Genomic DNA, 20,770 nt, shown 5'->3' with positions numbered 1-20,770 from the left:
GTTACAACCCATCTGATATTACTCTAAATAGAGAAGATTCAAGTGTAGAAATATTAACAGTGGGCGGAAAAGTCATTCTGAGTAATCAATTTGATAGTGGTGCTATTGATAATATATATTTCGACGATGGCACGGTCTGGGATAAAGCAGATATCGAGAGCATGGTAAATAGTGGTAATAGTAATGCTCGCAGTATGATGTCATTCGATGAAGCGGAAGACTTTTCTGATGACGCTTATAGTACAAATGATGACTTTGTTGATCTGAGCGCATTAGGTGGTAATTCTAGTATTCAAATGATTACCTTTGAAGGGTCACAGCAAGTAGAATCACTTGACGTTGATGACCTACTTGATCTAAATAGTAATGAATTAGCGTTTGAAAGCGCTGATGTAGTGGGTGCAAACACAGCTAATCAGACTGCTACTACAGTATTTAATGTAGCCTCTGAGCCGTCAACAGCCGTAGACTTAACTATAGGGCAAGCGCTTAATGATAATATGCAAACAGAAGCAATATTCCATATAATGTAGAAGTCTGTTGTATACAGTAATCAATATTGAAAAGCGGGCGATGAAATTCATTGCCCGCTTTTTTGTTTTAAGCATACCCCAACGGAACCCGTTAACTTACCCCTCAGACCTATTAATAGACCACTTAAAATAGACCGCTATAATGGAACCACTTATATTAGAGTATTTTTGATGATGCGATGATGCATAGATAGGCATTGCTGACACTACAGTGGCCCAATATTGCGTTAAAAGTATTGCTAAGACACTGACTTATGCAAGAGGTCTATCAATAAGGGATTTATCAGCCATCTCATTTGCCATACGCAGTGCTTGATATAAGCTCGTAGCACTTGCACCGCCGTTTCCTGCCAAGTCTAGCGCCGTGCCATGATCAACAGAAGTACGAATATAAGGCAAACCTAAAGTCAGATTAACCGTATCACCAAACCCGTGCGATTTTAATACTGGCAAACCTTGGTCGTGGTACATAGCAATCACCGCATCACAGTTTGCTAGATGTCTTGGGGTAAACAATGTATCGGCTGGCATCGCCTCTGATATATCCACTCCCGTATGGATGAACTCTTGTAACACTGGATTAATAATATCAATCTCTTCCATACCTAGATGTCCGCCCTCGCCTGCATGGGGATTGAGGCCGCAGACTAAGATGCGAGGCTGCGTGAGACCAAACTTTTCCCTCATGTCATCAATCACGATTTGTACGGTTTGGCGTACATTGTCAGACGTGATGGCAGCTGGTATATCCTTTAATGGCAAATGCGTGGTAACAAGCGCTACTTTCATCGCTTGATTGGCGAGCATCATGACAACTTTTTTACGATCGCTTTGCTGCATGAAAAACTCGGTATGACCACTAAACATCGTGCCATCTAACAGCTTTATATCGGCATCTATTAATGCTGATTTTTGTAGTGGACCTGTGACGATCGCAGCAACTGTGCCACTGGTTGCGAGATTATGGGCAATCTCTAACTGCTTAGCCACCATCGCTGAGTTAACGATATTGATTTGTCCGCACACGACTGGTGCGGCACAAGGAATATTCAGTAAAATAAAAGCATTATCAGCGTCTATATCCTGCTGTGATATCTGCGTTACCAAGTTAACATCGAAGTTATTGGCATTTATATCTGTAGTGATAGTATGCCAACTAGGTGTACTTTCGAGCACGCCTGCTGCGACCAATTCATCTGCGCGAGTTTGCATGGCTTTAGCGTCAGCAGTCACCCACATCGGACGAGCGAAATCTTGTAACTTACCCTCGGCCGCCAGTCCTAATACCACATCCATTCCAATGCCCGCAGGCTCACCTGTGGTAATCAATAGTGGTTTTTTTTCTTGTGTCATAGCAATGGCCTTTTCTTATATTAAATCATTGATTCTATTGTATTTATAGTGGATCTTATTAATTTATATACTTGGATGTGGCATGCTTTTTCCAATTCATAAGGCTTGATAGTTTTTGATTTAGTTACTCATGAGGTCTAAAAAAAGCACATTATGTGTTAAACTTTCGCCTTTGATTGTAGCATTTACAGGCAGATGTGAGACCACGTTTTGGTACGTCTCTCGTAGAGAGATGCCACAGTTACTTTGCGATATTATTAAAATAAATATGGATACTGAATATCCGTTTATCTTCTTTTTTTATACCTTCTTTTATATAGTCAGTTCAATATAATTTCGATACAAGGAAACCGAGTGCAAGTTATACATTAGTATGCTTAGCGAGGATGACGATGTAATGGATTTATATAGACTTGACTATATCGACTTTTGACACATTAGGCACTCATGGCAGACAACGAAAAAACCGACGACTTACTCAATCAGACACCGCCGCACAATATTGATATTGAAAAAGCATTGCTCGCGTCTTTGATGAGTATCGAAGAGGCATACGACAAGATTGCAGATATTGTCACCAAAGACGACTTTTATGCTGGGCGACATCAGTATATTTTTGATGCCATTGCCCATCTGGCGGCAGTGAATGAGCCTTATGATACGGTCATGGTACACGACTGGCTAGAGGCTCAGAAACTGCTCAAAGGCGCAGGGGGTGACGGTTATTTGGCCGATATTTTGAGCCAAAGTCCTGCGACCCTGTTTAACTTGACCGCTTATGCCCAGCGTGTACGTGAGCTATCCACACTACGTCAGCTGATTACTACGGGTAACGACATGCTAACGCTTGCCTATAATCCAAAAGATCAAAGCGTCAGTGATATCTTGGACAATGTTGAAGGCAAGATATTTAGTATCAATGAGCAGCATAACAAACGTGCTGAGCAGCGCGGCCCTGTCGGCATTACCTCTGTGTTGACCAATGTCATCGATAAGATTCAAGAACTCAAGTCAAACCCAGACGGTATGATTGGTTTGCAGACCCCATTTGCTGAGCTCAATAATAAAACCCAAGGCTTACAGGCAGGTGATTTAATTATTGTCGCCGCACGTCCTTCTATGGGTAAAACCACCTTTGCGATGAACTTGGCAGAAGGGATTTTATTCAATGAAGATTTGCCCGTTGTGGTGTTTTCGATGGAGATGCCTGCTGAGTCTATCGTGATGCGTCTGCTCTCTTCATGGGGTGCGATTAACCAAACGCATCTACGCTCTGGACAAATGAATGAAGATGAATGGGCAAAAATGATGAATGCCATTCAGCACTTACAATCCAAACACTTATATATTGATGACAGTACTGCCCTGCCACCGTCTGAGATGCGCTCGCGCTGCCGACGTATCGCCAAAAATCATGATGGCAAGCTGGGCGCGATCGTGGTCGATTATCTACAGTTGATGAAAGTGCCTGGCTTAGATGGCAACCGTGTCGGAGAGATTTCTGAGATCTCTCGCAGTCTAAAAGCGCTAGCACGTGAGCTTGAATGCCCTGTGATTGCGTTATCACAGCTTAACCGCAGTCTAGAAAACCGCCCTAACAAGCGGCCTATCATGTCAGATTTACGTGAATCTGGTGCGATTGAGCAGGATGCCGATTTGATTATGTTCATCTATCGCGATGAGGTTTATAATGAAAACTCAGATCATAAAGGTGTGGCTGAAATCATTATCGGTAAACAGCGTAACGGCCCTATTGGTACGCTACGCTTGGGCTTTGAGGGTCAATTCACCCGCTTTATCAATCTAACACCAGAGTACTATCAAAATGCCAGCTATGAAAATGATGAATAAAAGCTTTTTAAAGAGACAGTATTCGTAAGATAGCGAACGATTTTTAATAAACTAGCCAGTGCAGCATTAGCCCAATTAATGTTGCACTGGCTTTATAACTTCATAATGTTACTTATAAAGAAGGCAATTATGCGCACGATTACTATAAAACCAAAAGCCATTACCCATAACCTCAATCAGGTAAAACAACGCGCACCGCACTCTAAAGTGCTCGCCATGGTAAAATCCAATGCTTACGGACATGGCGTGGCGGCAGTGCTGCCAGCCCTGCAGCAAGCAGATGGTATTGGCGTTGCTACCTTGACTGAAGCGTTAGAGGCCAGACAACTGGGTTGGAACAAAACCATAGGTCTCGTAGAGGGTGCATTTAGCGCTGATGAATGGCAACAAGCGATTGATCATGATATTAGCTGCGTCATTCACCACCGACCACAGCTAGAATGGGCACTACAAAATATCCCGCCTGCTGGCAGTGCCACTCGAGTGGCTTGGCTGAAATACAATACGGGTATGAACCGTTTGGGTTTCAATGCTGAGGAAGTGTTGTCAGTAGCAAAACGTCTACATGAATCAGGGTATCGGCTGATACTGGCCACGCATTTTGCCAATGCTGACGAGCGTGAACACCCATTGAATGCGATGCAAATTGAGCGTTTCTCAAGTGTGCTAGCGACTTTGCAAGCGACTATTAGCCCAGACATTCAGGGTTCATTGTGCAATTCAGCGGGTGTCATTAATTTCCCAGAGCATCATTATGACTGGGTACGCCCAGGTATCATTTTATATGGTAGCTCACCTGTCGTTGATAAAAGCGCACAGGAATTAGACTTGCAACCAGCGATGGATTTTAGTGCTCAGATTATTGCGCTACAGACTGTCAGTGCCAATGACGCTGTTGGTTACGGCAGTCACTGGCAAGCTCAGACAGACACCAGAACGGCATTGGTAAGTGTCGGCTATGGCGATGGTTATCCGCGTGTGGTCACAGGCGACGCTTATGTCACTGTCATCGATGCCGATAGCACCCAGCATTATCGCTGCCCTGTGATTGGGCGCGTGGCCATGGATATGATTGTCATTGATATCAGTAACGCGCCTGAGAGTCTTGCTTTGGATAGTAAGGTAGTATTATGGGGCGATGCGCCACGCGTCGATGAAATCGCAGGGCATGCCGGCACGATTAGCTACGAGCTAATGTGTCGCCTCAGCATACGTCCAAAGCGTGTACTGGCGTAGACATCAAACTTATCAAGATTTGATGGCTGACCACTCTGTTTTAACGGATTTGGTGAGCCGTTGAATCTTGATAAAATTGCCCGTTTACATTGAAAGTAAATACGCTATACTAAAAGTTTGTTGTCAACCCCGCATACGCACTGACGCGATGCTGATGCTATTGAACACTGATAACGTTTCACTGACTGCGATCGACTGCTAGGATTACTATGAGTTTGCGCCATTTTTTGACCTTATCTGATTTAACCAAACAAGAACTAGAAAACCTAATCAAACGTGCAAGCGAATTGCGTAAGATGCAACATGCAGGCGAGATCTATCAGCCTTTTGTGGGTCGTACGCTTGGCATGATATTTGAAAAGTCATCGACTCGTACCCGTATCTCGTTCGAGACAGGCATGGGTCAATTTGGTGGCAATGCCATATTTTTATCACCGAACGACACGCAGCTCGGTCGCGGTGAGCCATTAGAAGACTCAGCACGTGTGATTTCCAGTATGGTCGATATCATCATGATTCGTACCTTTGGGCACGAAAAAGTTGAGACTTTTGCTGAATACTCCAGTGTGCCTATTATCAATGCCTTGACTGATGAGTACCACCCTTGCCAGTTGCTTGCTGATATGCAGACCTATTATGAGCATCGCGGTAGTATCGAGAATAAGATCGTGACTTGGGTTGGTGATGGCAACAACATGTGCTCATCCTTTATGCAGGCTGCCAATCAATTTGGTTTTGAGCTTCGTGTTGCAGCGCCTTATGGGTTTGAGCCTGATCCAAAACTCATGGAGCGTTTTGCTCATTGCGTAAGTCTGGTAGAAAACGTACAAGACGCGGCAAAAGACTCTAACTTAATTGTCACCGATGTATGGGCCAGTATGGGTCAAGAGTCAGAACAAAACACCCGTGCACGTCGTTTTGCGCCTTATCAAGTGACACCGTCTCTATTAGACAAGGCTGATCCTGAAGTGGTGTTTATGCACTGCTTGCCAGCCCATCGCGGCGAGGAAATCTCCCATGATATGCTCAATGACCCACGCTCTGTCGTTTGGGATGAAGCCGAAAACCGCTTGCATGCGCAAAAAGCATTGATGGAGTTCTTGCTCAAAGACAAAATCAAGTTGCCTGCATAACCTACTTTATAAAAAGAGAGCGGTATAACGCATTAACAAATTCCCAAATAAAAAAGCCGTCCAAATCTGGACGGCTTTTTTGTATGCATCAGTAACAGTGGTTCGCAGTAGATTAACGCGTGAGCGTCGTCACCCCATTTGCACTTGCCTTCAATAAAACGTCTGCTTGATTGGCAGCAAAGATACCATTACACACCACGCCCACGATATTGTTTAGCTCTTTTTCCAATGCTATTGGATTACTCACATCCAAGTCATACGTATCTAAGATGACATTACCATAGTCTGTGACAAAATCTTCACGGTAGACAGGCTCACCGCCCAATTTGGCCAACTGGCGAGCCACATAAGAGCGTGCTTGTGGCAATACTTCAATCGGTACAGGGAACGCGCGACCTAGTATCTCAACGCTTTTACTCTCATCAACCATACAAACGAACTTATTCGAGGCAGCTGCGACAATCTTTTCACGAGTCAATGCGCCGCCGCCACCTTTAATCAGTTGCAGGTGCTCATTGACCTCATCAGCGCCATCGATATAAACATCGAGCGTCCCAGCGAAGTTCAAATCGACTATCTCGATACCAAGCGCACGAAGTTTGTCTTCTGTCACCTGTGAGCTAGCAACCGCGCCAGCAAGCTTTACTGTTGGCAGTAGCTCAATCAGACAATTAACCGTACTGCCCGTCCCTACCCCAAGTATCATACCATCTTCGATATAGCTTAGAGCAGTTTTGGCTGCGGCTTGCTTTTGTGCTTGCTGATCACTCATCATAAATCCTTGGAAAATAAACGGACAGTCAGTCCTATATAAACTGGATATGGCGTTCGTTAGGCTCGCTTAGACTACCACTGGCAGCACTTTTACTCGCCCACCTTGTATCCAAATTATCTTGAACCGACGATATCATTATAAAAGAGGTAAAATGCGCGGCTATTATAACCGATGATTTTGATGGATGTTAGCGCAATCATGACTCTAATTTTCTAGGTACAGAGCGTCTATCTTTCGCACATACCACTACTTTGTGTACATTCAGACCTGAAATCCTAAGAAAACTGCAATTGAGTGTTGCAAGACACTCAAAATCAGCATAGGCTAATCTATTTCGTTTTTGTATTCATTTATACTTTTATATTCATCTACATTTTGTTTAGGAATTACTATGCTGTCACACTGGGTACGAGCCATCTTACAAGCCACCGTCTATGACGTTGCTATTCAAACACCACTTGAAACGGCGCCCAAGCTGACCCAACGTTTTGCCAATGATATTCGATTCAAACGCGAAGACTTACAGCCAGTTAAATCCTTTAAATTGCGCGGTGCTTACAACCGTATCAGCCAGTTAAGCGATGAGCAAAAAGCGCGTGGTGTGATTTGTGCCTCAGCAGGCAATCATGCACAAGGCGTGGCTTATTCTGCACGTAGACTATCACTGAACAATATCATCGTGATGCCAACCACCACGCCCGACATCAAAGTCGATGCTGTCAGGGCCCTCGGTGGTCATGTTGATCTGCATGGGGACAGTTTCGACCAAGCAAACCGCTATGCGATTGATCGTGCTGAGCGTGAAGGTCTCACTTTCATACCGCCTTATGATGATGAGTTGGTCATTGCAGGACAAGGCACGATCGGACTTGAGCTGACCCAGCAGTGGCGTAATATGGACTACGTATTTGTGGCAGTTGGTGGTGGCGGTTTAATTTCAGGTGTTGCCGCCTTCTTAGGTGAAGTGGCGCCGCACGTCAAAGTCATCGCGGTAGAGGCTGAGCAGTCCGCCTGTCTCAAAGCCGCACTAGAAACTGGCGAGCGCGTCAAACTTGAACAAGTGGGATTGTTCGTCGATGGTGTGGCAGTGGCTCAAATTGGCGAGCTGCCTTTTGATGTGATACGCACCCAAAAAAGCGATAATTCAGGCCCTATCGTTGAACCTGAAGTCATCACTTGTACCAATGACGAAGTCTGTGCAGCGATTAAAGACATCTTTGAAGAAAACCGCAGCATCGTTGAACCTGCTGGCGCATTGTCAGTCGCTGGTATGAAAAAATATCTGACAGCCAATAACATACAAGACAAGAACTGCGTTGGTATCATTTGCGGTGCCAACATGAACTTTGATCGTCTGCGTTATATCGCTGAACGTACCGAGATTGGTGAGAAAAAAGAAGCCATCTTTGCAGTGACTATCCCCGAGCAGACTGGCGCATTCTTAAACTTCTGTCGCAGTCTGCATGGCCGTAATATCACTGAGTTTAACTATCGTGCTGATAGCAAAAAATCACCAGACTCGAGGGAGCCTGCCTCAATCTTTGTCGGTATCGCCTTAAAAGAAGGCGATAAAGAGCGTCAAATCATCAGTAATCAGTTGGCGGCCGATGGCTATACGGCGCACGACTTAACCGATGACGATATCGCCAAATCGCATATTCGCCATCTAATCGGTGGGCATGCTCATGTCAAAAATGAGCAGCTGCTGAGTATCGGATTCCCAGAGCGTCCAGGCGCACTACTGACCTTCTTAGAAAAATTGGGCGATGACTTTAACATCACCCTATTCCATTATCGCAATCATGGTGCTGCTGAAGGTCGGGTGTTGGTTGGACTACAAGCCTCAGAAGGCAATTCTCGTCAGCTACAAGATGCACTGCTTGATATTGGTTATGACTGCACGATGCTCAATGACAATATTGGCTATCAGTTGTTTTTAAAATAGCAAAAGCGCGTGAGCAAGTCAGAGCATGTGAATAAAAATGCACTTAAAGTGTCGTACGCGCTGGCAGTTTCTCGATTGATTGAAACTGCCAGCGTCAGATTAATCATGATTATGAGCTGGTAGGTATGGCACAGTGATAAGCAAAATATTAGTGATAGTAACCTTACTGATTTTCGTGCTGATAGGTTATAGATTGCTTCAACCCAAACATACGATCAAGCAACCTGAACCCAATACAGCGGCAAATATTGTCACCCAACCTGCTCTTACCGCTACTGATATTGACGACATACCGCTTACCTATGTGGATTTAGACCCCACTTCAGAGTCCACTATGCCTCCTGTTCTGAATACCCAACCAGCAGCTTCAGCGTTTTCATGTGACGGTAGACAACACTGCTCTCAAATGACATCCTGTGCAGAGGCCACTTATTTCATTAATAATTGCCCGAGTACACAAATGGATGGCAATAACGATGGTGTACCTTGTGAGCAGCAGTGGTGTCACTGATATAACCCCCTTAAAAGACAGATGAGATACTATAAATCAGAGCCGTTGCTAACGCTGTTGCTCATTCATTCACGTCAATGCTGTCCCTCATCCTCAAGTCATAGTCATAAAATCTATTTGCAAATATCAAAGTTGCCCTAATATTAGTTAGTATAAAAACAAATACAGAGTGGCACTTATGAAGAACAATACTGACAACTCTCAAGGGTTGGCCAAAATCCGTCTCGATAAATGGCTGTGGGCAGCGCGATTTTATCGTACACGTACCCTTGCCAAGCAAGCGATTGAGAGTGGCCGAGTGCACTATGCCGGTAGCCGCGTAAAGACCAGTAAGGAGATCTCAGTCGGAGATGAGCTCACCATTCGCCAAGGTTCAGCCACTGCCATGACGGAAAAAACCGTCATCGTTGAGGCCTTAACGGCACAGCGCGGCAATGCTGCTGCCGCCGAGGTCTTGTATTCAGAGACCAAAGAAAGTGAGACACGACGTGCTTACTATGCGGAACAGCGCAAACTTGCTAACCTCGCTCGTCCGGATAATAAGCCCAATAAGAAAGAGCGCCGTGATTTGCATCGCTTTAAAAGTAACCAAGAATAATATAGCCCCGTCCTTGTATGCTGTTTCATTACATGATATTGCCATGCATAATATTGCGTCAAAACCATGACAAGTGACGCTATTGTTTAATCTCTATCCTTGCCATTCAAGACATTAGGCGTTACGCTAGCAGCTGATTCAATCGATTGCATGCTAATAAAAGCCGCGCTAACACTGTGAGCTTCTTATGGCATGTTTTTTTTGTTATAGAAGGTCACACTATGTTGATGAAATCCTGTACACCCTCTTCTGTACTGTTGGTTTGTTTAGGTAATATCTGTCGTTCTCCAACGGCCGAAGAGGTTTTTCGCCAGCAAGCGGCGATTGCCGGATTGTCAATCAAGATAGACTCAGCGGGCACCAGTGATATGCACGTCGGTGATGCACCTGATAATCGTTCACAGCGCCATGCAAAGTCACACGGCTATAAAATCAATAAACTCATTGCCCGCCAAATAAATGCCAGTGACTTTCAAAAATTTGATTTGATTTTGGCCATGGATGCGCAAAATTTGGCTGATCTACAAGCCATCAAAGATGGCATCACAGATACAGAAAACACTTTGGCAAAGCTCGCCTTATTCAGCGAAGAAGACCCTACCTATGGCGGTAATGATGTGCCAGATCCTTATAAAGGCGATGGTGATGACTTTGAAGAAGTGATTGAGCGCATAGAATCCAGTGCACAAGCTTGGATAGAAAGTTGGAAATATTGTTAAGATAGGCCATAGGTATGTCCTAATTTTAAGGATGAGAATACGCCTTTTAAGAATTGAGACACGCATTAGCGATAAGGACTATATTTTTACGACTTCTACGCGCTGTATCCTTTATAATAAATGTGATGTAATTTGTTATCTATTTGCCACATAGGCTATATTATGACCCAAGCTTCACCTCTTGATTTGAGTATTCAATCACTGACTGCAACTGGCTCTTCGATAGATCTACTAGCCAGCAGTTCAAGTGATCTGTCACAGGCCAATACCATGGCATTAGCCTGTCTCGCTGACACGGTTGTCACATTGACAGATGAGGCACAGCTTGATAATTTTATGACAGCGTATGCTGAGGGTACAGCGCATAAGATTCCGCTATTTGTGTTATCTGGTGGTAGTAATGTTCTCTTGCCAGCAGAACTAAATGCCATAGTATTGCAGCCAAAAATGCGCGGTATTGATATCATTGATCAAACGGATGATTACGTCGATATCGAGGTCATGGCAGGTGAAAACTGGCATGATTTGGTGGTACATACTGTCAATCAAGGGTGGTACGGGTTAGAAAACCTTGCGCTGATACCGGGTCTCACTGGTGCTGCACCTGTACAAAACATCGGTGCTTATGGAGTACAGCTAGAAGACTGCCTACAATACGTACGTGCCTATCATCTACCCACCCAGACTTGGCATCACTTATCAGCGAGCGACTGTGCGTTTGGCTATCGTGACAGTATCTTTAAGCGTACGCCAAACACTTGGCTAATCAGCCGTGTGGGGTTCAGACTGCATACTGATCCTAACAATATTTTAGCCAGTTATGGTGATGTTCAGACCATAGCGCAGCGCTATGCTGATCAGCAAGGACGCAAGCTACCCACCCCGCATGATGTGATGCAAGCGATTATAGATATTCGTCAACAGAAACTGCCTGACCCTAAGCAATTGCCCAATTGTGGCAGTTTTTTTCAAAACCCTATCATTGCTCAGGAGCAGTTTATGGCGCTGCAAGCCATTTATCCTACGATCGTTGGCTATCCAATGCCTGATGCGATGACGAAAGTGGCTGCAGGCTGGCTCATTGAGCAGGCAGGATTAAAAGGTGGCGGCGTTGCCCCTATTGTCACTCACCAGCAGCAAGCCCTAGTGTTAACCAACCACACCCCTTATCAAGCCACTCAAGAAGATGTCGCGATAGCGCAGCATTACATTGCCAACACGGTATATGAAAAATTTGCGATTCAGTTATCGCGTGAGCCGGTATGGATAAACGCTGATGGCTCGACTGGGTCTACTGAGCATGTGGTTTAAACCATCATGGTCCAAACGTTTGTGGCGAAGCTATTTGCGTTCAGCTGAACGCTTAATAAAGCTATTTCGCATCATCAACATCACCTTTATATTAGGTTCGACGTCTGTTATTTTAATGCTGATAAGCCTATTCACACCGCTGTTCTCACAAGCGGTTGTTTATGTATTAATGCTCCTGCCACTGCCCGCCATGCCTTCTGTTGCCACAAGCTCACCACCTACCGCTTACGTCGTGCTAGGTGGCGGACTGACCAATGACAATAATAATCAGATCATTCTCAATCGCTATAGTCTCAACCGTGCTCGTACCGCAGCGGGTGCTTATCATGACCTGCCTCTACCCATTGTATTGAGTGGCGCTGAAGCCCCTTGGCTTGGACAATGGCTGATAGAGCATGGTATTGATGGACTGATCAGTGAAAACGCCAGCATGAACACCTGTGAAAATGCCCGTTTTACTGCCAAACGCATCCCACTACATCATGTCTACCTCATTACTGACAGCTACCATATGGCACGTGCTCGCAGACAGTTTGCGTTAAATGGTATCAACAGTACGCCTCTTAGTGCGCCTTTGCCTGTACGACGCGACTGGATGAAACCTGCACAAAACCTGAGCCATTCACGCCGTGCTGTTTATGAGATTGCCGCTTATCTACGGGATGTGATACGTCCGCAGATGAACTGTCGCCATGCCAATGACGTAACGGCGCAGCAGCTGCTCACTCCTAGAGGTAATGCGAAAAAAACGCCAAGTGAATAACGATTAACCTTAACTAGGGCATTATAAAACGGCGCTATTATAATAAGCCTGATCAGAGTAAACACTACGATCAAGACTGGTCGTCCACTGACGTAATGATGGGTGTATAATAAGAGATTGCTACTAAAGAGATCGCTATGCTTAGTATATTTTTATTAATCCCATTGAGTCTTATGTTGTTTGTGGTTGCGATTTGGGCAGTACGCTACGCCGTAAAATCCAACCAGTTTGAAGACTTGGACAATGCCTCACAGCGTATTATCTTAGAGGATCGTCAAGAACGTCGTCAAACCATGCAAGCGCATGAGCGCCCTGTATCAAGCGTATCACCTCATGATGTCCTGCTTGATGATGACCTATATGATGACAATGCTAATGATAGTGAGCATACCAATACCGTGAAGGATGCAGACACTATCAGCCATTCTGATATAGATAAAAATACCAAACGCTAAGCCGTTCTTATTGGGCTTGAAGCGCTAAAGACTACCGATAGCCAAAAAAGATGCTGCTATAAATACAGGCACATTGACTAACATTTTTTAATAATGATATTGATAGTTTTGCTTTTCACCATTTGTAGGAGATGCATTCATGACCACAGCTTTACTCGTTGCGGCATTATTAATGGGATTTTTTGGGTCACCGCATTGCTTAGGTATGTGCGGCGGGCTGGTGACAGCGTTTGGACTGTCTATGAAAGAGGTCAGCCCCACTAAACGCCGCGCACTGGTTGCCACCTATCACATTGGACGCTTAACGAGTTATGCCACGTTGGGTTTGGTTGCAGGATTGATTGGTATTACTGTATTGGAACCATTGATGCGCGGCAATAGTATGCCGCGCATCTTATTGGGACTGGTACTAGTATTTGTGGGTGTTACCATGCTTGGCGCGCCGTTTTTGACCAAGCTTGAGCGTTTTGGAATGCGCTTTTGGCAGTATCTTAGTCCACTACGTCAAAAGGTATTTCCGCTCAATACGTTCCCAAGAGCACTAACCGCTGGCCTGCTGTGGGGGTTTTTACCTTGTGGATTGGTCTATGGTGCCCTACTCATTGCAGTGGTCGCTCACAATCCGCTGAGCGGTGCCGCATTGATGCTCGTTTTTGGTCTAGGAACTGTACCGATGCTGGTCGCCACACATGAGACGGTTGGTTGGTTGCGTGATAAGATTGGCCGTTTTCGCTTAAGACAGCTCAATGGCGCTGTGATGGTGATATCTGGGCTGGCAGTTGCTATCGTGCCCATCATGATGGCGGGTATGCATGGCGGGCATGATATGGCTGCCATGGATCATAGTGGTCATGCTGCGATGATGTCGGAGGCTGATATGGCAGAGAATCATGATATGAGCGCCATGCATCATGAAGGTCATGACATGGGGTCAGAGATGATGATGGATGAGGATATGGATATGGATCATAGCATGCATGACATGAGTACCATGCCCGCTCATACAAAAGATGGACAAGAACCAACAGCGCACGCACATTAAATAGTGACTAAAGACGGCAGATCAGTACTTATCTGCCAAGGCGTATAAAAGCTATAAAAAAAGCCTGTAAAACAATTATGCTTTACAGGCTTTTTTTATAGCAAGGGTCACTGTAGCACTGCTGCAGTGCTATGGCTGCCACTGCTCTAATGAAAACTTAGTGTCCAAGTGCTTTTCTAATGCAGGTATATTAAAGGCATCATCCTCACTCACAAAACTGATGCTAATCCCTGTCTGGCCTGCGCGTCCCGTACGGCCGATACGATGTACATAATCATCTGGCTGATCAGGCAGCGTATAATTGACCACATGGCTGATATCATCTACATGAATACCGCGGCCTGCAACATCTGTCGCGACCAAGATAGAAGCATGACCATCCTTAAAACGCTGTAAGTATTTCTCACGTTTTTGCTGGATCACATCACCTGATAGCATCACAATGTTATGCGCTTGGCGCAGCTTGTGATACAAGCGCTTTACTTGATCTTTGCGGTTGGCAAATACAATCACTTTTTCGACTGCTTTATCACTGATAATACGCTCTAACGCTTCTAACTTTTGATCTTCTGTCAGTAAGTAAAAATGTTGATCGACCAACTCACTGGTTTTATGTTCTGGCTCGATTTCAACGAACTGCGGTTCATGTAACCAGCGATAAGCCAAGTTCATCACATCTTGATTAAAGGTGGCAGAGAACAGGAGGCTTTGACGATCTGTGTTGGCTGGCATTCGACCGACCAAGCGTTTTATATCAGGAATAAAACCCATATCAAGCATGCGATCTGCTTCATCTAATACCAATACTTCTACTCGGTCTAAATAGACCATGCCTTTGTTGGCAAGATCAATCAGACGACCAGGTGTCGCCACCAAAATATCGACATATTGACGTTCAAGCTCATGCTGCTGAGTCTCATAGTTGGTACCACCCATGATACAGACACTATGAAGCGAGGTATATTTGGTCAACGTAATACAGTCATCAAATATCTGTTGCGCCAGCTCGCGAGTTGGTGCCATGATCACGGCACGCGGCTCACCCAAATAACGCTCTTCATCATGAGCAAAAGGACGCTTGAGCAACGCTTCCATAATGGTTATCAAGAACGTCGCGGTCTTACCGGTGCCAGTTTGTGCTTGTCCAATCGCATCTTGATGGGCCAATGTATGGGGTAGTATTTTTGCTTGAATAGGCGTCAATGCAGTAAAGCCCAAATCACTCACTGCGCGTAAGGTCGCATCCGTAAGCGGCAGATCCGTAAACGTCGTAAAATTACTCAAAAAAATATCCTTTTAAATTAATTGCTTGTATTTTATTCATTGTAAACAGGCTTCATATTCTCATGCATATTAAGTTCTGTTGAACCGTAACGGTCATGTTATCAAATCTACAAATATCGCGGCGTCACTTTAAAAGCGATACGATACTACTGATATCGATGTGTTGCCGTCTTTGATATGTCCTAGCTTTAATATACTTCAGGCAAACATGCTATAAAATTTATAACCAGAGCATATATCTATTGGTCTCTCGACTTTATTGCCAGCCGACTATCGTTTTTCTAATTGCGGATAAACATAAGACCGACAAACATAAAAAAAGCCAAGCCCAAATCTGACCCTACCAAATATGCTGCCTTTTTCTCAGCATAGGTAAGACAAGATGGGCTTGACTTAGTAGTATATCAGTAGTTCGTACAGACATTATCACTAAACCGCTCTAATGCCTGAATAGATTACTCTTCTGTCTTTCTGACTTCTTCAGCTTGTAGGCCTTTATCGCCTTCTACTACACTGAATTCAACCTTTTCGCCATCTTTTAGAGAGCGATAGCCATCACCCTGAATCGCACGGAAATGGACAAAAATGTCTTCTCCGCTGTCACGTTGAATGAAACCAAAGCCTTTTGAATCATTAAACCACTTAACGGTACCTTGTTCACGAGCTGACATAATATTACTTCCTAAAAAAGTTCGCTTAGTCCCAAATTCCTTTGCAACATTGCATATAAACGGGATCTAAGATTGTGAAATCAAAAACTTAACAGTCTGACGTTTATTACTCATGCTTATATTAAACATCAGTAACAAACTTGCAATATATATTGCATAAAAAATATCATAGCACGGGTTTTTAGCAACATAAAGACTTTTAACATGCTTTTTGCCGCCTAGGTGAATTTTTCGTGTAATTTTTTTATACCGCAGCCCGCGAGCTGTTATGATAAAGCGCTGAGACAAATCACTTGCTGCTATTTAGCAAAGAGATACCTCATCTGATTAAAAATAGAAGAGACAGCTAAGATGATAGATTCATAGACGAAGGCTTTGTGATACTAGGGCGTGTTATCAATTAAGAGACCTTTATCTTAGTCACCGGTATTTTTTAATATGCCTGTCTTTTCTAAAATAGAGTACCTAGTATATAGTCACTAACGTATCGACTTCATTTTGAATCCACCATGTACGCCCTCTTAACCAATTATCATTACCGAGACTATTATGACGCCATCTACCCCCGCTAATGAAGTAGAAAAGCCAGCTGACCAACATACTGAGCAGGTGCTCACTCATAAATTACTGTTGGTAAACGGGGTTAATCTAAACTTACTGGGTAAGCGTGAACCTGAAATTTATGGTTATATGACGCTCGCAGACATCGAAAACATATTGGTCCAGCGTGCAGCCAAACACGGTATTGAGCTGATTTGTATACAGTCTAATCACGAGGGCAATCTGGTGGATGAGATACAGCATCATGGCTTATTGGCAGAAAAGCCTGCCCAAGTCGATGCGATTATTATTAATCCTGCCGCATTTACTCATACCTCTGTCGCCCTACGCGATGCCCTACTGGCCACGCAAAAACCCTTCATAGAAGTGCATTTATCCAATGTCCATGCACGTGAGTCTTTTCGACAGCACTCTTATCTAAGCGATATCGCCGTTGGTGTTATTTGCGGTTTGGGGCACATGGGGTATCAGATGGCACTAGACTACTGGTTGAGCAACACCTATTCGATCGATTTGGATCATTAATAGGAATCTGATGATAGGTTTTGACAGCTCATTGACTTTAGGTAAAACACAGCAACGTTATGATTCAGAAAAATCAGGCTGCTATCACACAGTAGTCAAACAGTAGTCAAACAGTAATTTTATACTGAAAATAATAGAATTGTGACTGAAAAACAAACCACTATATGGTGACATGAATGGCAAAATCTTCTGGAAAGCGCTTTATGAAACTTGCTGGCATGACAGCGAGCATTGCCGGAAAAGCCGCTAAAAACTCATTTAAGCATCTCTCAAGTGATGAAGAAAAACGCATACAAGCCCGTTCAGACTTGATGCAAGATGTTGGTATTCAGATTGCTGAGACCTTAGGTGAGATGAAAGGCGCGGTGATGAAAGTGGGACAAATTGCCTCACAGTATAAAGACGTGTTCCCTCCTGAAGTGGCTACTGCTCTAGAGAAACTGCAAAAAGATGCTCCGCCGATGCCCTATGCGCAGATACGTGCACAAGTCGAACGAGAGCTCAAAGCCCCTATAGCAGAACTGTTCCTTGAGTTTGAACAGACCCCATTTGCTGCCGCCTCAATCGGGCAAGTGCATAAAGCGACGCTACCCTCTGGACAGAAAGTGGTGGTCAAAGTCCAGTATCCCGATGTCGATGAAAACTGTGACAGTGACCTCAAACAAGTACGTATGGCACTGAAAATCGCGGGCGTGCTCAATATGAGTAAGCAGCTGCAAGAGCAGTTGTTTAATGAGATTCGTCAGAGCCTGCATGACGAGCTGGACTATGTTAAAGAAGCGCATAATTTGCGCGTATTTGGCGCCTTTCATGCAGAAGACGAAGGTCTCATCATTCCCAAAGTAATCAGCAGTCATTCCTCTAGACGTATTTTGACCTTGACCGAAGAGATGGGCGATACGTTGACAGTGGCTGCGACATGGGACAATGACACCAAGCAAAAGATAGCTGAGCGTTTGTTTCACTTTACCGCAGGGCAATTATTTGGCTTGTACCGTATGCACTGTGATCCACATCCAGGTAACTTTGCTTTTCGCCATGACGGTAGCGTCGTGGCTTACGATTTTGGTGGTATTCGAAGTTATAGCCATAGCGAAGTACAGCTGTTTCGCCGCTTTGCCAAGCATGCTATCAAAGGTGATGTTACGGCGCTGGAGCAAGATCTTGTGGCATTAGACGTTCGACGTCAGGATGACAAAAACATCCCAGGTGAGTTTTATGAGAAGTGGCTATCCATTGGACTAAAACCTTTGTCTATCAGTCCATATCAAGAAGGGGCCTTTGATTTTGGCAGCAGTCAGGTACATCATGAAGCCATTACCCAAATGCGTACTTCATTAAAATACTTTGGACAGTTTCAACCCTCTGCCATGACCATGATGCTGGACCGTACTGTATCAGGTCAGTACTGGAATCTGGTCAATTTGGGTGTCGAGATTGATTTGTCTACACTGGTTCATGAGTACACTGAGGCATCATAAAAAACACGTTTCAAATGAGGACACACCTTAGATATGCAGCGCGTGTCCACAACGATCGCAAAAATCTGCGCCTAGCGCATGACCGAATTTGCCACAATTTGGACAGGTAACCGGATTGAGCTGAGGACGCATATTACGAGCCAGCTCAGAGGTAAAGATACCCGTCGGAACTGCGATAATCGAATAACCGGTGATCATGACCATAGTTGCAATGGCTTGTCCCAGTGGCGTTTTAGGTGACATATCACCATAACCAACCGTGGTCATCGTGACAACTGCCCAATAGATAGACAATGGAATACTGGTAAAACCATTTTCGGGGCCTTCTACCACGTAGATAATTGATCCAAAGATGGTGACCAATAAAACCAAGGATAAGAAAAATACGGTGATTTTTTGCTGACTGGTCTTAAGCGCTGAAGCCAAAAACCCTGCTTGTTGCATGTAAGCTTTGAGCTTGAGCACTCGGAACACGCGCAAAATACGTAAGACACGTATCACGAGTAAATACTGTACACCCACAAACATCAGACTCAGATAGCTTGGCAACACGGACAATAAATCTACGACACCAAAAAAGCTAAAGATATAGCGTAAGCGGTTGGGTGCTGAAAACAATCTGAGCGCATATTCAATCGTGAATAAGATGGTAAAAAACCATTCTGCATAAAAAAACAGCACGCCATATTGCAAACGCATATAGAGCACACTGTCTAGCATAACAACAGCCACACTGGCTGCAATCGCAATCAGCAACACAATATCAAACAGCTTACCCAATCGGGTATCAGTACCTTCAATGATGATATGCGTGCGGTTACGCAGATGTGTAATGGCTTCAGCAGTTGATTGCTTCATAGGATCAGTAACTTTATAAATTCAATGACTTGATGACAGTCAGTGACTTAAAATAGGATGAATAAGGGCAAGTTGATGAAAACAGTCAAAACTGGTTTATAATATTGCTCACTTGTCGTAGCGAATACAATCTATAAGTTGCCACAGTGTAACAAAAAAGCACTCTGAACAACATACAAATCGTCAACGCATGAGTAGCGCTATTACCTCAAAATGACAAAGTAATGATACTATAAAGACAAGTATTCACAGACCTAAGGGTGTTCTTGATCACCCCTTTTTATACATAATAATTGATACCTAGAACTTAAGGATGTTATATGGCAGGCCATTCAAAATGGGCAAATATCAAACACCGCAAAGCCCGTCAGGATGCAGTAAAAGGTAAGGTATTTACCAAAATTATCCGTGAAATCGTTTCTGCTGCCAAGCAAGGTGATCCTGATCCCGACAAAAACCCACGCTTACGTGCTGTCATTGAAAAAGCCCTATCAGTCAATATGACGCGCGACACGATCAATCGTGCTGTCGACCGTGGTACAGGCGGCGGTGATAATGAAAATATGGAAGAAGTCAGCTACGAGGGCTATGGCGTTGGCGGTGTGGCGGTACTGGTCGAAACCATGACTGACAACCTAAATCGTACGGTCAGTGAAGTGCGTCACGCTTTCACCAAATGCGATGGCAATCTGGGTACGTCAGGCTCGGTTGCTTATTTATTTACTAAGCGCGGTGAGATCACCTTTAATGATATCAGCTTAGAAGATGAGGTCATGCTAGTTGCACTAGATGCGGGCGCCGTTGATATTGAAAATGACGGCGAAAGCTTGCTCGTTATCACTGAATGGGAAAGTTTTGGTCAAGTCCAAGATGCTCTCAATGCTGCAGGCCTCATCTCTGACAATGCTGAAGTCACGATGTCACCATCTACCACAGCTGAGATCGACAATGTCGATGATGCCGAAAAAGTCCTAAAGATGATTGATATGTTAGAAGATGCTGATGATGTGCAAGAGGTTTATACTAACGTTAACTTCTCTGCTGAAGTCATGGCTCAGCTTGAGGGTTAGCCAAAACAGCTTCCCATATCAAGGGCTCTAGATATCCGTACGATAAAACCAGACAGTTGCTTATTGCTTACTTACTGTCTGGTTTTTTTATCATA

20 protein-coding genes are annotated in these 20,770 nt (G+C 44.3%); 15 read left to right on the top strand and 5 right to left on the bottom strand.

Annotation, left to right across the window (positions count from 1 at the left end):
• Positions 1-533, top strand: a 533-nt coding sequence (locus I6E86_RS12855) for a calcium-binding protein (RefSeq protein ID WP_320158540.1), incomplete at its 5' end; no start/stop codon positions are given.
• Positions 534-785: 252 nt separating this feature from the next.
• On the opposite strand, the gene pdxA is transcribed toward I6E86_RS12855, so the two are convergent.
• Positions 786-1,886, bottom strand: coding sequence for a 4-hydroxythreonine-4-phosphate dehydrogenase PdxA (pdxA, locus tag I6E86_RS12850; protein ID WP_197177788.1), 1,101 nt, complete (start codon positions 1,884-1,886; stop codon positions 786-788).
• 447 nt (positions 1,887-2,333) lie between these two features.
• Between pdxA and dnaB the strand changes: the two genes are divergently transcribed.
• The 3 genes from dnaB (at position 2,334) to argF (ending at position 6,106) form a co-directional block, all read left to right on the top strand.
• On the top strand, positions 2,334-3,737 hold the full coding sequence (gene dnaB / locus I6E86_RS12845; protein WP_194364285.1) for a replicative DNA helicase: 1,404 nt from the start codon (positions 2,334-2,336) through the stop codon (positions 3,735-3,737).
• Between the two features lie 129 nt (positions 3,738-3,866).
• Complete coding sequence (gene alr, locus I6E86_RS12840) at positions 3,867-4,973, top strand: alanine racemase (protein ID WP_197177787.1); 1,107 nt, start codon at positions 3,867-3,869, stop codon at positions 4,971-4,973.
• Positions 4,974-5,182: 209 nt separating this feature from the next.
• Positions 5,183-6,106 carry an ornithine carbamoyltransferase gene (gene argF, locus I6E86_RS12835; RefSeq protein ID WP_197177786.1) on the top strand — a complete coding sequence of 308 codons (924 nt, stop codon included), beginning with the start codon at positions 5,183-5,185 and terminating at the stop codon, positions 6,104-6,106.
• 112 nt (positions 6,107-6,218) lie between these two features.
• Here argF and rpiA read toward each other — a convergent pair whose 3' ends face one another.
• On the bottom strand, positions 6,219-6,878 hold the full coding sequence (gene rpiA, locus I6E86_RS12830) for a ribose-5-phosphate isomerase RpiA (protein ID WP_197177785.1): 660 nt from the start codon (positions 6,876-6,878) through the stop codon (positions 6,219-6,221).
• Positions 6,879-7,272: 394 nt separating this feature from the next.
• On the opposite strand from rpiA, the gene ilvA reads away from it, so the two are divergent.
• From ilvA to I6E86_RS12790, 8 genes are all read left to right on the top strand, one after another.
• Entirely contained in the window at positions 7,273-8,826 is a 1,554-nt protein-coding gene (ilvA, locus tag I6E86_RS12825; RefSeq protein ID WP_197177784.1) for a threonine ammonia-lyase, biosynthetic, read from the top strand.
• A 193-nt stretch (positions 8,827-9,019) separates the two neighbouring features.
• Positions 9,020-9,337, top strand: a complete 318-nt coding sequence (locus tag I6E86_RS13905; RefSeq protein ID WP_227680652.1) for an excalibur calcium-binding domain-containing protein — start codon at positions 9,020-9,022, stop codon at positions 9,335-9,337.
• Positions 9,338-9,515: 178 nt separating this feature from the next.
• Positions 9,516-9,935, top strand: a complete 420-nt coding sequence (locus I6E86_RS12815) for an RNA-binding S4 domain-containing protein (protein ID WP_197177783.1) — start codon at positions 9,516-9,518, stop codon at positions 9,933-9,935.
• Between the two features lie 221 nt (positions 9,936-10,156).
• Positions 10,157-10,654, top strand: a complete 498-nt coding sequence (locus tag I6E86_RS12810; RefSeq protein WP_227680651.1) for a low molecular weight protein-tyrosine-phosphatase — start codon at positions 10,157-10,159, stop codon at positions 10,652-10,654.
• 162 nt (positions 10,655-10,816) lie between these two features.
• Positions 10,817-11,965 (top strand): UDP-N-acetylmuramate dehydrogenase, encoded by a 1,149-nt coding sequence (gene murB, locus I6E86_RS12805; RefSeq protein WP_197177782.1) that lies wholly within the window; start codon positions 10,817-10,819, stop codon positions 11,963-11,965.
• Positions 11,955-12,728 (top strand): YdcF family protein, encoded by a 774-nt coding sequence (locus I6E86_RS12800; protein ID WP_197177781.1) that lies wholly within the window; start codon positions 11,955-11,957, stop codon positions 12,726-12,728. Before murB ends, I6E86_RS12800 begins: the two co-directional genes overlap by 11 nt.
• 137 nt (positions 12,729-12,865) lie before the next feature.
• Complete coding sequence (ccoS, locus tag I6E86_RS12795) at positions 12,866-13,183, top strand: cbb3-type cytochrome oxidase assembly protein CcoS (protein ID WP_197177780.1); 318 nt, start codon at positions 12,866-12,868, stop codon at positions 13,181-13,183.
• A gap of 139 nt (positions 13,184-13,322) precedes the next feature.
• Positions 13,323-14,225, top strand: coding sequence for a sulfite exporter TauE/SafE family protein (locus I6E86_RS12790; protein ID WP_197177779.1), 903 nt, complete (start codon positions 13,323-13,325; stop codon positions 14,223-14,225).
• Positions 14,226-14,354: 129 nt separating this feature from the next.
• Here the strand turns inward: I6E86_RS12790 and I6E86_RS12785 are convergent, their stop codons facing one another.
• Entirely contained in the window at positions 14,355-15,509 is a 1,155-nt protein-coding gene (locus I6E86_RS12785) for a DEAD/DEAH box helicase (protein ID WP_197177778.1), read from the bottom strand.
• Between the two features lie 455 nt (positions 15,510-15,964).
• Entirely contained in the window at positions 15,965-16,180 is a 216-nt protein-coding gene (locus I6E86_RS12780) for a cold-shock protein (RefSeq protein WP_194364274.1), read from the bottom strand.
• Between the two features lie 549 nt (positions 16,181-16,729).
• Here I6E86_RS12780 and aroQ point away from each other — a divergent pair.
• On the top strand, positions 16,730-17,266 hold the full coding sequence (gene aroQ, locus I6E86_RS12775; protein WP_197177777.1) for a type II 3-dehydroquinate dehydratase: 537 nt from the start codon (positions 16,730-16,732) through the stop codon (positions 17,264-17,266).
• A gap of 176 nt (positions 17,267-17,442) precedes the next feature.
• Positions 17,443-18,747, top strand: coding sequence for an ABC1 kinase family protein (locus I6E86_RS12770; RefSeq protein WP_197177776.1), 1,305 nt, complete (start codon positions 17,443-17,445; stop codon positions 18,745-18,747).
• A gap of 27 nt (positions 18,748-18,774) precedes the next feature.
• Here I6E86_RS12770 and I6E86_RS12765 read toward each other — a convergent pair whose 3' ends face one another.
• Positions 18,775-19,605 (bottom strand): ion transporter, encoded by an 831-nt coding sequence (locus tag I6E86_RS12765; RefSeq protein WP_194364271.1) that lies wholly within the window; start codon positions 19,603-19,605, stop codon positions 18,775-18,777.
• A gap of 320 nt (positions 19,606-19,925) precedes the next feature.
• Here I6E86_RS12765 and I6E86_RS12760 point away from each other — a divergent pair, with 320 nt between their 5' ends.
• Positions 19,926-20,675 (top strand): YebC/PmpR family DNA-binding transcriptional regulator, encoded by a 750-nt coding sequence (locus I6E86_RS12760; protein ID WP_197177775.1) that lies wholly within the window; start codon positions 19,926-19,928, stop codon positions 20,673-20,675.
• Positions 20,676-20,770: the final 95 nt, after the last annotated feature.

Source organism: Psychrobacter sp. SWN149, assembly GCF_015864565.1.
In the GTDB taxonomy this organism is placed as follows: domain Bacteria; phylum Pseudomonadota; class Gammaproteobacteria; order Pseudomonadales; family Moraxellaceae; genus Psychrobacter.
Note: the sequence above shows the minus strand (reverse complement) of the source record. Positions and strands in the feature narration are given on the sequence as shown.